At 56.4% G+C, this 14,223-nt stretch carries 14 protein-coding genes; 9 read left to right on the plus strand and 5 right to left on the minus strand.

The window, feature by feature from the left end; translation table 11 throughout:
* The first annotated feature begins 388 nt into the window (after positions 1–388).
* The 8 genes from EPG66_RS03545 to EPG66_RS03580 all read left to right on the plus strand — a co-directional run bounded on the left by EPG66_RS03545 (position 389) and on the right by EPG66_RS03580 (position 9,395).
* A complete protein-coding gene (locus tag EPG66_RS03545) occupies positions 389–880 on the plus strand; it encodes a hypothetical protein (RefSeq protein WP_010245819.1) in 492 nt (163 codons plus the stop codon).
* A gap of 85 nt (positions 881–965) precedes the next feature.
* Entirely contained in the window at positions 966–2,183 is a 1,218-nt protein-coding gene (gene icmH, locus EPG66_RS03550) for a type IVB secretion system protein IcmH/DotU (RefSeq protein ID WP_115758411.1), read from the plus strand.
* Positions 2,183–4,297, plus strand: coding sequence for a type VI secretion system membrane subunit TssM (gene tssM, locus EPG66_RS03555; protein WP_039391748.1), 2,115 nt, complete (start codon positions 2,183–2,185; stop codon positions 4,295–4,297). The genes icmH and tssM overlap by 1 nt, the downstream gene beginning before the upstream one ends.
* 13 nt (positions 4,298–4,310) lie before the next feature.
* On the plus strand, positions 4,311–5,009 hold the full coding sequence (gene tagF / locus EPG66_RS03560) for a type VI secretion system-associated protein TagF (protein ID WP_010245828.1): 699 nt from the start codon (positions 4,311–4,313) through the stop codon (positions 5,007–5,009).
* A gap of 36 nt (positions 5,010–5,045) precedes the next feature.
* Entirely contained in the window at positions 5,046–6,182 is a 1,137-nt protein-coding gene (tagH, locus tag EPG66_RS03565) for a type VI secretion system-associated FHA domain protein TagH (protein WP_031590517.1), read from the plus strand.
* Positions 6,179–6,955, plus strand: coding sequence for a PP2C family protein-serine/threonine phosphatase (locus EPG66_RS03570; protein WP_031590518.1), 777 nt, complete (start codon positions 6,179–6,181; stop codon positions 6,953–6,955). Before tagH ends, EPG66_RS03570 begins: the two co-directional genes overlap by 4 nt.
* Before the next feature lie 14 nt (positions 6,956–6,969).
* A complete protein-coding gene (locus EPG66_RS03575) occupies positions 6,970–7,923 on the plus strand; it encodes a hypothetical protein (protein ID WP_010245838.1) in 954 nt (317 codons plus the stop codon).
* Between the two features lie 44 nt (positions 7,924–7,967).
* Complete coding sequence (locus tag EPG66_RS03580) at positions 7,968–9,395, plus strand: serine/threonine protein kinase (protein WP_182685965.1); 1,428 nt, start codon at positions 7,968–7,970, stop codon at positions 9,393–9,395.
* Between the two features lie 73 nt (positions 9,396–9,468).
* Here EPG66_RS03580 and EPG66_RS03585 read toward each other — a convergent pair whose 3' ends face one another.
* Entirely contained in the window at positions 9,469–10,143 is a 675-nt protein-coding gene (locus EPG66_RS03585) for a gamma-glutamylcyclotransferase (protein WP_162848978.1), read from the minus strand.
* 224 nt (positions 10,144–10,367) lie between these two features.
* A complete protein-coding gene (gene chaB, locus EPG66_RS03590; protein WP_033767055.1) occupies positions 10,368–10,598 on the minus strand; it encodes a putative cation transport regulator ChaB in 231 nt (76 codons plus the stop codon).
* Positions 10,599–10,971: 373 nt separating this feature from the next.
* Here chaB and chaA point away from each other — a divergent pair, with 373 nt between their 5' ends.
* The gene (chaA, locus tag EPG66_RS03595) at positions 10,972–12,063 is read left to right on the plus strand and encodes a sodium-potassium/proton antiporter ChaA (RefSeq protein WP_064704449.1); all 1,092 of its coding nucleotides are present in this window, start codon (positions 10,972–10,974) and stop codon (positions 12,061–12,063) included.
* 59 nt (positions 12,064–12,122) lie between these two features.
* Here the strand turns inward: chaA and kdsA are convergent, their stop codons facing one another.
* Genes kdsA through EPG66_RS03610 form a run of 3 tightly spaced genes read right to left on the minus strand, consistent with a single transcriptional unit; the run spans position 12,123 to position 14,206 of the window.
* Complete coding sequence (gene kdsA, locus EPG66_RS03600) at positions 12,123–12,977, minus strand: 3-deoxy-8-phosphooctulonate synthase (protein ID WP_010669989.1); 855 nt, start codon at positions 12,975–12,977, stop codon at positions 12,123–12,125.
* A gap of 25 nt (positions 12,978–13,002) precedes the next feature.
* Positions 13,003–13,812, minus strand: coding sequence for an invasion regulator SirB1 (sirB1, locus tag EPG66_RS03605; protein ID WP_010669988.1), 810 nt, complete (start codon positions 13,810–13,812; stop codon positions 13,003–13,005).
* Between the two features lies 1 nt (position 13,813).
* A complete protein-coding gene (locus EPG66_RS03610) occupies positions 13,814–14,206 on the minus strand; it encodes a SirB2 family protein (protein WP_031594610.1) in 393 nt (130 codons plus the stop codon).
* Between the last annotated feature and the right edge of the window lie 17 nt (positions 14,207–14,223).

Consider the following 14,223-nt stretch of genomic DNA (forward strand, 5'->3'; position numbering starts at 1 on the left):
GTTTCTTAACGCAAATTGATAAATTTTTTCGGCAATAATTTATTAGTAAATCTTAATAGTTTCCAATCGGATTCATTGCATGTCAGAATGCGCGGCACTGTTCTCAACCAGTTTGTCTCTGCGATAATTCAGTTCGATTTAACTATCATCTTAGCTGGCGCTTTTCTTATACCGAAACCCGCCCGTAAAGCGCCTGCTATCACGCATCGGCAGCGGGTGCAATGGTTTGAATTCTCAAAAGTCTTAGGTAAACTGAATGCGTTACTATCCCGATGTAATCTGACCCTTTTTTTAAAAACAGAATTTCGGCACGATGCGGCGCGATAAAGATCGCCTCCTGGCATCGGGCCTGGCAATATGCAGATACTTTGATGAGATCACGAGGAACATGGTGAAAAAGAGTCTTGCGTTAACGCTGCTGGCGGTTCTTACCCTGGCAGGCTGTAAGGCCCCGCCGCCGCCCGTCACTGACGATACGCTGGTCACCAGCGAAATTAACGGCGTCAAACTGGTCCATCGACACGCTGTCGCGGCACCGACTGAATTTGAGCCGGTCAATCAGACTTGGCGGGCGCTTTATGGTGCATCCGTCATGACCTCGCCTGATTACGGCGGCAAAGTGGTTCGCTATCTCGAAACGGGTAAGCCGTTCGAAGTATTAGGTAATGTGGAACATAGCTGGCTGGCGATTGCTGACCAGGCTGACGGCCCGTTGATCGGTTATGTGCCGTTAAAAGCGGGTGTAGAGAGCAGCCGTTACGATGCCACCGTGCAGAGCGATCGTCCCCGTCCCCGCAAAACGAAACAGGTCTGTGTGGCCGTCGGCGGCGCCAGCAAAGCCTGCCGGACTAACGATACCGCGACCTGGATCTTAGACTGAATATGAAATCCGGCGCATATTGCCCGCAGAACCGTCCCGGGCTGCGGGTACAGGGATTTGCCATTGGCTGGAAGATCACGAATTAATGACTGTGGAATCCCCTGCGCGTGAGGCGACCCCCTCAGGCAATGAGAATCTCTTACTTCAGGCTGCGGCGCCACTGCTGAACGCGGTGGTGCAAATTCGTCAGGCAGCCACCCACGATGACCCTGCGGGTCTGCGCCAGTCTCTGATCGATGAAATCCGCCAGTTTGAACAACGCTGTAAACAGGCAGGGCTGCCGTTTGAGATGATTATCGGCGCGCGTTACTGCATCTGCAGCGCGCTCGATGAAGCGGCGGCGCAAACTCCATGGGGCACGCGCGGCGTCTGGTCTGGCAACGGCATGCTGGTGACCTTCCATAATGAAAGCTGGGGCGGCGAAAAATTCTTTCAACTGCTGTCGCGCATTTCACAAAGTCCGCAACAACACCTCTGGCTGCTGGAAGTGGTGCAATACTGTCTGCTGCTGGGCTATGAAGGCCGCTATCGCGGCAGTGAAAATGGTCGCACCCAGTGCGATGGTATCCGTAAACGCCTGAAAACCCTGATTGACGAAACGCGCGCCCAGCGCCAGACAGCGCAACCGCCACTGGTGGAAGTGCATCCGCTGGTGAGTACCCTCGCCCGCCCGATGGTGCCGCTCTGGGCCTGTGCCATGCTGGTCGCATTGATCGGCTGCCTGATCTACAGCGGCCTGAACTGGCGTCTCGGCAATGCCGCCGAACCGCTGCTGCGTACTATCTATCAGACGCCGCTGCCGCAGATTACCGCGGGCCGTCGTCCCTCTTCCCCGCAGGCGCTGCTCGATCTGCGTCAGCGCCTGAATGATGTGATTGCAGCCGGGCAGCTTGAGGTCAGCGATGGTGCCTTTGGCAGCAAAGTGATCATCCCCGCGGACAAACTGTTCGCCGAGCAGGGCACGGTGATCAATCCGGTGGGGCGCGCCCTGCTGGCCCGCGTCTCAACCGCAATGAAAGATGTCAAAGGGACCATTCTGGTGTCGGTGTTTACCGATGATCATCCGGTGGATAACAGCCGCTTTGCCTCCAGCTATGAGTTCTCATTTGCTCGCGCCCGCGCCATCACCCAGTTGTTACAACTGCAACTGGCTGATGGTCATACGGTTCGCTCCGAAGGCCGCGGCGACAGCGACCCCTTGCTGCCCAACGACAGCAGCGAAAACCGGACCCGCAACCGCCGCGTTGAAATCACCCTGTTTGCCGCGCCTGAAACGCTCAGTAATCATCAAGGAGCACAATAATGCGCGCCTCCCTTCGCCTGCTGCTAACGCATCGCCTGCTGTGGAGCTTTATTGGCGTCACGGCGCTGAGCTGCCTGGTCTGGATGCTGGGACCGTTCTGGTCATGGGGCGAATCGCGCCCACTGGAACCCGTACTGCCTCGCCAGCTTACCGTGAGCGCCCTCTATTTTCTCTGGATCCTGTTCCAGCTGATCCCGTCGCTCTATCGTGCCTGGTTCAACAGCCGCTTACTGACACAGCTTCAGCTGTCGGGCAACGACGACCCGGCGGAACGTCAGATGACCGAAGAGCGGCTCAACCAGCGCTTCAGCGAAGCTGCGATGCAGCTGAAACGCACCCAGTTTGGCCGTCGTCACAGCGGGAACCTGCTCTCACGCTTTAACGCTAATTATCTCTATCAGCTGCCCTGGTACCTGGTCATGGGTGCCCCCGGCGCTGGTAAAACCACCGCGCTGTTTAATGCCGGCCTCGATTTCCCGCTGACCGATACGCTGGGCAAAAATGCGGTCCGCGGCGTCGGGGGCACCCGCAACTGTGACTGGTGGTTTACTGACAGCGCGGTGCTGATTGATACCGCCGGTCGTTATGCATTGCAGGAGAGCCAGCGCGTGCGAGATGCCGCGGAATGGCACAGCTTTATCAACCTGCTGAAACGCTATCGCACCCGCCAGCCGATTAACGGTGTGATCATGACCATCAGCGTCGCCGATCTGCTGAGTGATTCAGCCGAGGCGCGTTTCGCCCAGGCCAGCGCGCTGCGTGAGCGCATGGCAGAACTGCATCAGCAGACCGGTATTCACTTCCCGGTTTATGTGATGGTCACCAAAACCGATCTGCTGAAAGGCTTTATGAGCTACTTCGGCTCGATTGATAAAGCGCGGCGTGACGCTATCTGGGGCTTCACGTTCAACTGGGAGCTGGGCAAGCCGCACAAAGATGACTGGCATCGCCATTTTGGTCAGCAGTTTCAGCGGCTGGAACAGCAGCTCCAGCAGCAACTGGCGGAGCAGATGACCCATGAGCGCGACCTGAATGAGCGCGCTGAGTGCTTCCTCTTCCCGCAGGAGTTCGCCTCGCTGCGTCCACTGCTGAACGAATATCTGGATATCGTTTTCTCTGATCACCAGGATGCGGTCGCCTGGAGCCCGCGCGGCCTCTTCTTCACCAGCGGCACCCAGGAAGGCCTGCCGTTTGATCGGGTGATGGGTGAACTGAGCCGCAAACTGCAGTTGCGTCAGGCGGGCGATCACTCGATTGCGGCCTGGGACAGCGTTAACCGCAACAGTCCGATTCCCGGCAACAAAGGCCAGAGCTTCTTTATTCGTGACCTGCTCAGCGATCTGATATTCAAAGAGAGCGGCCTGGCCGGCAGTAATCGCCGCTGGGAGTACCGTAATCAGCTGTTCCACTGGATTGGCTACGGCGTGCTGGCAGGCGCCCTGCTGATCGCCTCCAGCCTGTGGGGCATCAGTTACTATCAGAATCAACACTATCTGCAGCAGGTAGCTGCGCGCGTCCCGATTATCCGTGAGCAAAGTCAGCAGGTGATTCATCAGCCTGCTGATAATATTTTTGATCTGCTACCCTTTCTGAATAACCTGGTGAAGTTGCCGCTCTCGGCGCGCTTTTCCCTCGATAATCCGCCGCTTACTATGCGGGCGGGCTTATACCGGGGTAATCAGATCAGCGATGCCGCCTGGGTGCTTTATCAAAATGCGCTTAAGTCTTTGTTGCTGCCGCGTGTGGCGCAGCAGATCACGAATATCCTGCGCAACGACCCGGGTGATGATAACGCCTACAGCCGCAATGCGCTGCGCGCCTATCAGATGCTCTATCAACCGCGTAATTATGATGGCGAGTTTTTACGGGCCTGGCTGCTGCAAAATTTACAGCGCTCCCTGCCCGATACGGTAAGCGCCCGCGACCTGCAGCAGCTTGACTGGCACCTGAGCCAGTTGCTGGATCAGCAGATTCAGTCGTCGCCTTATGCACGTGATAATGCATTGATGATGCGCAAGCTTGCAGAGAATCTGAAAATTGCGGATCAGGCGGGCGGCATGCTGGCGGTAGCGCCGCGGCACCCGGCCCCGCAATCAAACTCGCATAGCGAGTAATGGTGAGGTGAACATGGCTGCTTACACGGCCCCCGGCTGGTATGGCAAGCTGCCGTCGACCGGTGACTTTCTGCACCATCGACTGAGCGAGCAACAGATTAGCCCGTGGAATCACTGGTTCCAGCAGGGATTAATGCACTGGCATCAGCAGGCGTATTCCTACAGCGCGGACTTTCTCCACGCGCCAGTGTGGAACTTTGTGCTGCCGGTTACCGCGACCCGACCGCAGATACAGATGGGCTGTCTGCTGCCCTCCTGTGACCGCGTCGGACGCGCCTGGCCGCTGCTGGCCCTGCACAGCTTCACGCTGGCTCAGTGGCATCCTGCTCAGCTGACCATTTCCGGCGACTGGTTTCAGGATCTGGGCGCGACACTGTTACGGGCGGTTCAGACACCGCTGAACGGCGAGCAGTTAGAGCAGCAGATACAGGCTTTGCCACCGCTGCTGGTGCCGGCCAGGAAGCCCTCTGAAATCATGGATGTGATCGGTTTTCAGGATCTGCCCTGCACGCTGAGCTGGCGTGAAGTGGCTGAACGTTTCGACCCTCAGCAGCATATGAGCTACTGGTGGAGTAACCGCAGTGATGGTTTTGCCCACGCGACCCACAAGCACAGCGGCAACCTCACCGCGCAACTGTTTTCGTTACTGTTTAACCCGGCGGCAGGTTCACAGCCGGGACGTAATGGCCTCTATCCTCCCATGTTCGAGTGAGGCCGGAAGCGTTTGCCGTTCAATCTGGGATAACTCATGCAATTTACCATTGTGCAATGCACTACGGATGTTCCGGTCAGAAGCGTCGCGTTTCAACCGCCTGGCGGCACCATTGGCCGCAGTCAGGACAACGATCTGGTGCTGCCAGATGAGACTCGGGCCATTTCGCGTCTGCAGGCGCTGGTTCACCTGTCGCATGACGGGGAGTGCCGTCTGACGAACCAGGGCAGCGTGACCCCGGTGGAGCATAACGGCATTACCCTGGGTCGCGGCATGCAGGTCGTGCTGAAGCATGGCGATGCGTTGCGCATCGGTGACTATGCGCTGGAAGTACGAGACCCCGCCTGCCAGGCCACGCAGAGCGATCCGCTGGCGCTGTTTGCTGGCGACAGCGCTCAGCCCGCAAATCCGCTGGGCATTCACGAACATCATGAGGTTGAGGACCGGCTGCTGGTCAGTGAGGTAACGCCTTCACGCCACGAGCGCCACAACGATGCGCGACTGGCTATCGACCCCCAGGCCAGCGAGCCGCGTCGGGCGCTGACGGCGCAGCCGGTGGATCAGGATCGGCTGATTGCCGCACTGCTGGAGGGGATGGGGCTGAGCAACGGTCACGCCACACCGGTAGATGAAGAGCAGATGCGCATTACTGGCCGGATGCTGAGCCTCTTTTCCCAGGGCACCGTCGCGCTGCTCTCTTCCCGATCCATTCTCAAGCGTGGTGTCAAAGCGGACATGACGATGATCCTGAATGAGGCCAACAACCCGTTCAAGATCCTGCCCTCCGGCAAAACCGTGCTGATGCAGATGTACCAGAGCCAGATGCCCGGGTTTATGCCGCCGGAACAGGCGGTACGCGATGCCCTGGTCGATTTGCAGGCCCACCAGCTGGGGATGATTGCCGGTATCCGCGCCATTATTGCGGCGATGCTGCAATCCTTTAATCCGCAGCGGCTGGAGGAGCAGGCGCGTGCCGATGGCGTGGTGTCAAAAATGCCCTTTTCCGCCATGAAGAAGGCGGCGCTGTGGGACTATTTTACCCGTAATTATCAGCGTACGGCCGGAGAGATCGAAGATGATTTCCATACGCTGTTTGGCGAGGCCTTTCTCCACGCCTATGACATGGAGGTGAATCAGTACAAGGACTCTCAGACGCGGGTAGATGAACCATGAAAATCGTTTTTGCCAGCCGCTGCCAGCAGGGGCTACGCGATGATAATCAGGATCGCACCGGCGCAGAGCTGGATGAGCGTAAAGCCTGCTTTGTGGTCTGCGACGGCGTGGCCGGTCTGCCCGGCGGCGAGATGGCGGCGCAGCTGGTGCGTGACACCCTGCTGAGCCAGTTACAGGCGCACGCCGATCTGACGCCGGAGATAACCCATCAGGCGATTGAACAGTGCCGCTTAGCGCTGCATGAGGCACAGGGTAAAAATCCGAAATATTCACGCATGAGCACCACGCTGGCGGCCCTGTTTATTGACCGTGAAAAACAGCGTGCATGGTGGGCGCATGCCGGTGACAGCCGGGTTTACCACTTCCGCCGCGGCGTGCTTCATGAGGTCACTCGCGATCACAGTCTGGCCCAGCAGCTGAAAGAAGCGGGCTATGAAAATACCGGCATTAACAGTAATTTACTCTATAATGCGCTCGGCGCTGAACCGCCTCGCTTAGTAAGCTTTTCGCAGGAGATTGCGCTGGAGGATGGCGACGCGTTTCTGGTCTGCACCGATGGCTTCTGGCTTAATCTGGCCAGTCATGAAATGGAACAGGCGCTGCGCATGGTGAATGCCTGCGAAGAGTGGCTGGCTCTGATGGAACAGGCGGTGAGCCGCAACGTTAAGAAAGATAATCTCAGCGCACTGGCGGTCTGGATTGGTGAGCCGGAGGAGGCAACGCTGCTCTATTCACTGGCTGATTCGGCGCGCTTTCTGCCGCCTCGTTTTTGATTCCAAGGATCCTTATGAAACTGTGGTTGCCCGGCATCATCACCCTGCTGATTGCCTTTCACGCCCAGGCTGAAAATTATCGGGTTGTCTACTCCCCCAGCCTGGCGCTGGAGGTCTATATCGATAATGTGGTGAGTAAAGCGCCTGACGACTGGTGCAAAGAGACGCTGCCACTGCGCATCGTCTCCGGCAAAAGTAAGGATTCGGCGGTGCTGACCACCTTTTTACCGCGCGTCGGCACCCTGCTCGCTAATCAGTGCGGATTACTGGACGAGCTACCCTGGCAGATGACCAGTAAAGAGGGTGGCGTACTGGCCAGCGGCAGCGCCAGTAAGCTGCAGAACTGGCGTCCTATCGTGATGGCAGATGCTACAGCCAGCGCCAGTGAGAGTAATGCTGCACCGCTTGACCTGTCACGGCCCGCCAACAGTACGCCGCTGCAACATTTTGATCTCCCCAGCGGCTGCCATTTTCGCACCGCCTGGGATGAAAATGCCCAGACCCTGTTTATCCCGGATGTCAGCAAGCAGCAGTGCTCACCGGATGGCTGGGCAGAAGGCAAAAGTGAGCTGATGCTGGCGACTCCGGACCACCCAACGCCGGTGGCAGTCACCTTTTATCAGGGCTATCCCATCGCCAATCTGACGATCCCGGACAGCAAGCTGGAGGTTATCGCCGCGAACAATCAGCGCATGATTGTGACACGCCCGGATGCGAATGATAGCTGGCTGGTGCTGCCCTTTGATGCCAAACAACATGTCTGGCGCTTCAATGGTGCCCTGTTGATAAAGATGGATAAGAATGCTGCGCAGCAGGATGCTGACGCTGTGAAATCGCGAGTTGATACGTTGCGCAGCCACTGGGCGCCCTATTTCATGCCACAGCAAAAAGTGAATGTGTTACTCATCGACACCCTGCACGCGGATCTGGTTGATCCTGCCATTGGTGCCTGGCGTAACATCAATTAATTACCGCGCAGCCTGGCGAGCAGGCCGTGTACAGAGAGTTCACTATGTCGGCAAATGATAATCCGAAAACCGTTCCGAATGCCCTGCCTGACGGATACCGTTTCAATGAGTTTGAGATCAAGGAAGTGATCGGAGGCGGCGGCTTCGGCATCGTCTATCGCGCGTGGGATCACCAGCTTGAACGCACTATTGCAATCAAAGAGTACATGCCGGTGTCGCTGGCAGTCCGTGCCGCCGATTTAACGCTGGAGCTGCGCGGTGAGCGTTTCCAGAAGCTGTTTAATGCCGGGCTCACCAGCTTTATTCAGGAAGCGCGTCTGCTGGCCCGCTTTAATCATCCGGGACTGCTGCACGTGCTGCGCTTCTGGGAGCAGAACGGCACAGCCTATATGGGCACGCTCTACTACAGCGGTATGACGCTGAAAGAGTGGCAGGTAACCACCCCGGCGTCGATCACTGAAGCCTGGATCCGCCGCCTGCTGCCACCGCTGCTGGGTGCCATCAGCACCATCCATCAGGCCGGCTATCTGCATCGCGATATCTCGCTCGACAATATTCAGATTCAGGAGAACCAGCTGCCGGTTCTGCTCGATTTTGGCTCGGCGCGTAAAGAGATTGGCAACCTCTCTGACGAAACGGAAATCATGCTTAAACCTGGCTTTGCGCCGATTGAGCAGTACAGCGAAGAGGGTGAAGTTGAACAGGGGCCGTGGACCGATATCTACGCCCTGGGCGCGGTGCTGCATAACCTGATTACCGGTAATCCGCCGCCGGTCAGCGTGGTGCGCTGCATTGAAGATAATTATCAGCCGCTGGTGGAACGCCAGCCAGAAGGCTATTCGCTGCCGCTGCTGCATGCCATTGACTGCGCGCTGGCAATGAAGCCAGGCGATCGCCCACAAACGATTGATGCCTTTGCCGCGTTGATTGATCTGCCGGTCAGTGATGTGGAAGCGGTGGTAAACAGCTTCCCGGTGCCGGGTGAATCGCCTGCTCTGCCTGTCGAGGAGCCGGTGGAGGCTGCTGCGCCGGTGGTGATGGCGATGAATCATGCCGCCGCGTCCGCCGAGCCGGTGACGCCGCGCACGGTGCGTAAAATGTCGCCTGGATTGCTGGGCCTGGCTGCCGTGGCTATTCTGGCCGTGGTTGTCGCCACCTGGCTGGCGAATCGCCACAGTGCCACACCAGAGGTAGTTAACAACAGCTCAGCCATGACGCAGGCGCCCGCATCAATTCCGTCAGCCGCTGCCGTTCCGGCCGCGCTGGCGACCGTCTATCTTAAGCTGGAGAGCGGTGAAAGCGTGGTGCTTAACGGACAGCCGGTCGAGGTAAAACCGGGCAGCAGCGGATTTGCCGCGCTGAATCTGGCGGCGGGACAGTACAAAATTGACGTTAAGAATGGCAGTGAAACGCACACTCAATCCCTGACCATCGATAAGCCCGGCACCTGGCTGATTAATCCGGGTAACTAAGCCCGGTAATCCGCAGCCGGATCGTAAAAAGGCGCGACCCTGTCGCGCCCTTTTTCTCTGCTTATGCCCCGGTTCAGGCCTGCTTCAGGCAGGCTTGCTGCAGTGTCCGCACCTGATGGGCCAGCCGGCTCAGACTCTCCTCCTCCATGCCGCGCCGGGTCAGCTCCTCTTCCAGAGCAAACAGATATTGCGCATTCGAGCCAAGCGGGCCAGTGGCCGCGGCGATTAATGGCGCAATCGCCTCCGGGCAGGAGTCCGATTCATACAGCGGATGACGCGGATCCATAATAAAGGTCAGCGCAGTGACGCTGCGACCATCCTCCAGCTGTAATTCACACCAGGTTGGAAGATAGCAGCCGGTAATCATCTCACGCTTCCACAGCAGCGCCAGCTCTTCATGCAGGCGCTCTTCCGGCAGACGAAACGCCAGACCCGTGGTTCTGCCGCCCTGCTTCAGCGCCAGCATGCGGCCGGGATGCGTGGCGGTACCACGTCCGGCAATCAGCCGCAGGCAGAAAGCACGGTGCCAGCCCTCCAGCGAACCGGACGCCACTTCATCCGCCTCAAAAATCGGGTTCCACATCAGCGAGCCGTAACCAAAGATCCATACCGGGCTGTGATCGGGACGACAGGCCAGCGTGGCTGCCAGCGAGGCCGCGCGCTGCTCGCAACTCCAGAGCAACGCCTCTTCGATATCCCCGAACGACGTTTTACAATCCGCTTTTAATAGAAATTCCCGGGTAAGCAATGCGACCTCCTCAACGTCAACGGCGTCCTGCAGAATGGCTCCTGTAACATGATCTCCAAAACGGCGCTGCGTTTCGTTCATCAAATTGACATTAATCTATTTCCGCGCGGGGTTTCAAGCGTGATTCCGGTCGCAGGTTAAAAAAACCAGATAAACCTTATAGCGAAGATGAAAAAAGAGCCAGATTATCCTGGCCCTTTGGCGTGAACAGGCTAGCGACGGTGTTAACGTTTAGGATGCCACTTATCGTCATCACCTTTCTCATACTCTTTCTTCACGGCTGCCCAGGCGACTTTATGCGCCACCTCTTCCCGTGAATCATCGCCGCGTCGATCCTTAGCCTCTTTATATTCTTCCCACGCGCTGTTAAATGCCTGCTGATAGATATCCTGCGCATGCGCGGGAAGCACGTGTTTTACGTTTTCAGGTAAGTCGGTTCGTTTAGAGTAAGGCATAACGGCTCCTCAGTTTATGGATTCCTGTTAAGCCTGGCGCAACAGAACAAAAATACAAACAGCAACTTATCTCCACTTCAAATTAAAAACCAGAAACAGGCCACACAAGTTACAATGATAAGCAGATTTTCTGGCATCCTACGGTCAGATAGATGTGTAAAGAGAAATTGTTGTGGCCTGATTAATATTGCAATATTTGAGATAACTTCAGGTTAATACCGCTTCGACCATTTATTGCATTTAAGTAAAAAGCAGTAAATTTTTCCCGTTCGGAGCGGTGAAAAGATAAACTGCGCCCTGCCCTAAAACTGATTATATTTCTAACAGCAGCACTCGCTGTGTCCGGATAATCATTAACCAGAGAGGATGGTGAATGCCTTCACATGAAAAAACACGTCACAAGGAATTCTCGCTGATACTTCCCCTTATCACGCTGGGTATACTCTATTTTTTTGGTGCAAACACATCATTTCCGATTGTAGTCGGTATCAACTTAGTAGCACTGGTTGCCATTCTGAGCAGCGCCTTTAGCGTTGTACGACATGCCGACGTGCTGGCGCACCGGCTGGGCGAGCCCTATGGCTCTCTGATCCTGAGTCTCTCCGTGGTGATTCTGGAAGTGAGCCTGATCTCGGCGCTGATGGCGACCGGCGATGCCGCACCCGGGCTGATGCGCGATACGCTCTATTCGATCGTGATGATTGTAACCGGCGGACTGGTTGGCTTTGCGCTGCTGCTGGGCGGTAATAAGTTTGCGACGCAATACGTGAATCTGGCGGGCGTGAAGCAATACCTGATCGCTATCTTTCCCCTGGCGATTCTGGTGCTGGTGTTTCCCAACGCACTGCCGGGCGGTAATTTCTCTGTCACTCAGGCACTGCTGATCGCGGCGATTTCAGCGGCGATGTATGGCGTGTTCCTGCTGATTCAGACCAAAACCCATCAGAGCCTGTTTGTCTATGAGCATGAAGATGAGAGCGATGATGGCGACCCGCATCATGGCAAACCGTCGGCCCACAGCAGCTTCTGGCATACCAGCTGGCTGATCGTGCATCTGATTGCGGTCATTGCCGTGACCAAGATGAATGCTAATACGCTGGAAAGCCTGCTGACGGATCTGAATGCACCGGCACAGTTTACCGGTTTCCTGGTGGCCCTGCTGATCCTCTCACCGGAAGGCCTGGGGGCGATTAAGGCCGTGCTAATGAATCAGGTGCAGCGCGCCATGAACCTCTTCTTTGGTTCGGTGCTGGCGACCATCTCACTCACGGTACCGGCGGTAACCATTATTGCCACCCTGACCGGACAGGAGCTGATATTTGGTCTGGAGCCGCCGCAGATGGTGATTATGATGGCGTCGCTGCTTCTCTGTCAGCTCTCCTTCTCGACCGGGCGCACAAATGTACTGAATGGAGCCGCGCATCTGGCGTTGTTTATCGGTTATCTGATGACCATCATGCTGTAACGTCACCGGATTTCAGGCGAAAAAAAGAGCGATTAATCGCTCTTTTTTTTGCAGCAAACTTATTTGCTGGTATCGAGTTCCGGGAAGCTTTTCACCAGGTCGTCAATCGCTTTCATCTGCACCAGGAATGGCTCCAGCTTATCCAGCGGCAACGCGGACGGGCCGTCACACAGGGCGTGTTCAGGATCCGGGTGCGCTTCGATAAACAGACCAGCAATGCCGACCGCCATACCGGCACGCGCCAGCTCAGCTACCTGAGCACGACGACCGCCTGATGCTGCGCCAAACGGATCGCGCGTCTGCAGCGCATGGGTGACATCGAAAATCACCGGGCTGTTTTTGGTGACTTTCTTCATCACGTTAAAGCCGAGCATGTCGACAACCAGATTGTCGTAGCCGAAATTGCTGCCGCGATCGCACAGGATGACCTGCTCGTTGCCGCCTTCAGCGAACTTATCAACGATATTACCCATCTGACCCGGGCTGACGAACTGGGGCTTCTTGACGTTGATGACCGCGCCGGTTTTCGCCATCGCTTCCACCAGGTCAGTCTGACGCGCCAGGAATGCGGGCAGCTGGATCACATCAACCACTTCAGATACCGGTTGCGCCTGGGACGCTTCGTGCACATCAGTGATAATTTTGACGCCGAAAGCCTGCTTCAGCTCCTGGAAAATCTTCATCCCCTCTTCCAGGCCAGGGCCACGATAGGAGTGAATAGAGGAGCGGTTCGCTTTATCAAATGACGCTTTGAATACGTAAGGAATACCAAGCTTACTGGTGACGGTAACGTAGTGTTCGCAGATGCGCATCGCCAGGTCGCGCGACTCCAGTACATTCATCCCGCCAAACAGCACAAATGGCAGATCGTTTGCGACTTTGATATCGCCAATACTCACGACTTTCTGTGTCATGCCCTTTCCTTTTCAGTGGGTCCGCTTAGTGCAGCGTGACCTGTTTTTGTTCGATTGCGTGAATCTGAACTTTGATCATTTCGCTGACCGGGTCTTCAGGACACTGCTCAACGAAGTATGTTAAATCATTCAGGGCGATATGTTCGCACTCCAGCTGCGCATAGATCAAACCGCGATCGCGGATTTCGTAGGGATCGTCAGGATCGATACGCAACAGCACCTGACTGACGTTCAGTGCCAGCTCCATCTTCTTCTCTTCCATCAATGCCGCTTTCAGCGTGTCGAGCATCTTGCGCATCACGGTGACGGTTTTGGCTTCGTCGAGATCGTCGTCATACAGACGCGCTGTCGGGCTGATATTGCCTTTGAGCCACACTTCCAGCGTGTGCCGGTCAAGCGTTTCCCCATTAAACGGGTTGATCATCCACTTATCGCCATCAATCCAGTCGGCGCGCAGAATCAGCTGCGTCGGGAAGATCACCGGCATCAGCGGCAGTTCCAGCTCGGCGGCGATGTGCAGCAGGATAACGCCCAATGACACCGCCGTGCCCCGACGGGTCTTCAGCACATTGTCGATCCAGAGAGCATCAGAAAGATTGTAGACGCCACTGGCACCGCAAAATCCCCACTGGCGATAGAACAGCTCCAGCAGCTTTTCGAGCTGCATGTCAGCATCTTCGGTATGGCTGACATAGTCACGTGCTTCGGCGACTAACGCCGCAAGTTGTGCTTCCACCGACAACGCCGGGAAATCGGCGCGGATGGCAAGCGTGGCACCAATCACCGCTTCACACAGCGGTGTCTGGCTGAAATCTAATTGTTCGGTCGAGGTCATGCTATCCCCATAACGGCATTTTGGTCAGCGCCAGCTTAATGATGGTCACCAGGGCGATTAACGCTACCAGAAAAGCGATCCAGCGGGTGCGATCAGTGCGTGGACGGCGACTCAATGCCACAAATCCTAAGGCGATGTAGATGATAACCGCTAAAAGCTTCTCCGTCAGCCAGCTTCCTTGCGGCGTGAAGGGATAGAAGTGGGTAATCATCACCAGCGAGACGCCGGTCAGCAGTAACAGGGTGTCGTTAGCGTGCGGCAGGATGCGCACCCAGCGTTTCGTCATCATTGCCGATCCACGGCGCAGCCAGTAAAACCGCAGCAGGAACAGCGTCACGGTAAGCACCACCGTTAAGATGTGCAGATTTTTAATCAGGGGATAAAAGGCGAACATCATGAATCCTTTTCAAA

Origin of the sequence: Pantoea pleuroti (assembly GCF_014156615.1) — a bacterium.
In the GTDB taxonomy this organism is placed as follows: Bacteria; Pseudomonadota; Gammaproteobacteria; order Enterobacterales; family Enterobacteriaceae; genus Pantoea; species Pantoea agglomerans.

What these genes read in the sequence shown, in the direction of transcription:
- EPG66_RS03545 (WP_010245819.1), top strand. Translation starts at nt 389, where the DNA reads ATGGTGAAAAAGAGTCTTGCGTTAACGCTGCTGGCGGTTCTTACCCTG.
- icmH (WP_115758411.1), top strand. Translation starts at nt 966, where the DNA reads ATGACTGTGGAATCCCCTGCGCGTGAGGCGACCCCCTCAGGCAATGAG.
- tssM (WP_039391748.1), top strand. Translation starts at nt 2,183, where the DNA reads ATGCGCGCCTCCCTTCGCCTGCTGCTAACGCATCGCCTGCTGTGGAGC.
- tagF (WP_010245828.1), top strand. Translation starts at nt 4,311, where the DNA reads ATGGCTGCTTACACGGCCCCCGGCTGGTATGGCAAGCTGCCGTCGACC.
- tagH (WP_031590517.1), top strand. Translation starts at nt 5,046, where the DNA reads ATGCAATTTACCATTGTGCAATGCACTACGGATGTTCCGGTCAGAAGC.
- EPG66_RS03570 (WP_031590518.1), top strand. Translation starts at nt 6,179, where the DNA reads ATGAAAATCGTTTTTGCCAGCCGCTGCCAGCAGGGGCTACGCGATGAT.
- EPG66_RS03575 (WP_010245838.1), top strand. Translation starts at nt 6,970, where the DNA reads ATGAAACTGTGGTTGCCCGGCATCATCACCCTGCTGATTGCCTTTCAC.
- EPG66_RS03580 (WP_182685965.1), top strand. Translation starts at nt 7,968, where the DNA reads ATGTCGGCAAATGATAATCCGAAAACCGTTCCGAATGCCCTGCCTGAC.
- chaB (WP_033767055.1), bottom strand. Translation starts at nt 10,598, where the DNA reads ATGCCTTACTCTAAACGAACCGACTTACCTGAAAACGTAAAACACGTG.
- chaA (WP_064704449.1), top strand. Translation starts at nt 10,972, where the DNA reads ATGCCTTCACATGAAAAAACACGTCACAAGGAATTCTCGCTGATACTT.
- kdsA (WP_010669989.1), bottom strand. Translation starts at nt 12,977, where the DNA reads ATGACACAGAAAGTCGTGAGTATTGGCGATATCAAAGTCGCAAACGAT.
- sirB1 (WP_010669988.1), bottom strand. Translation starts at nt 13,812, where the DNA reads ATGACCTCGACCGAACAATTAGATTTCAGCCAGACACCGCTGTGTGAA.
- EPG66_RS03610 (WP_031594610.1), bottom strand. Translation starts at nt 14,206, where the DNA reads ATGTTCGCCTTTTATCCCCTGATTAAAAATCTGCACATCTTAACGGTG.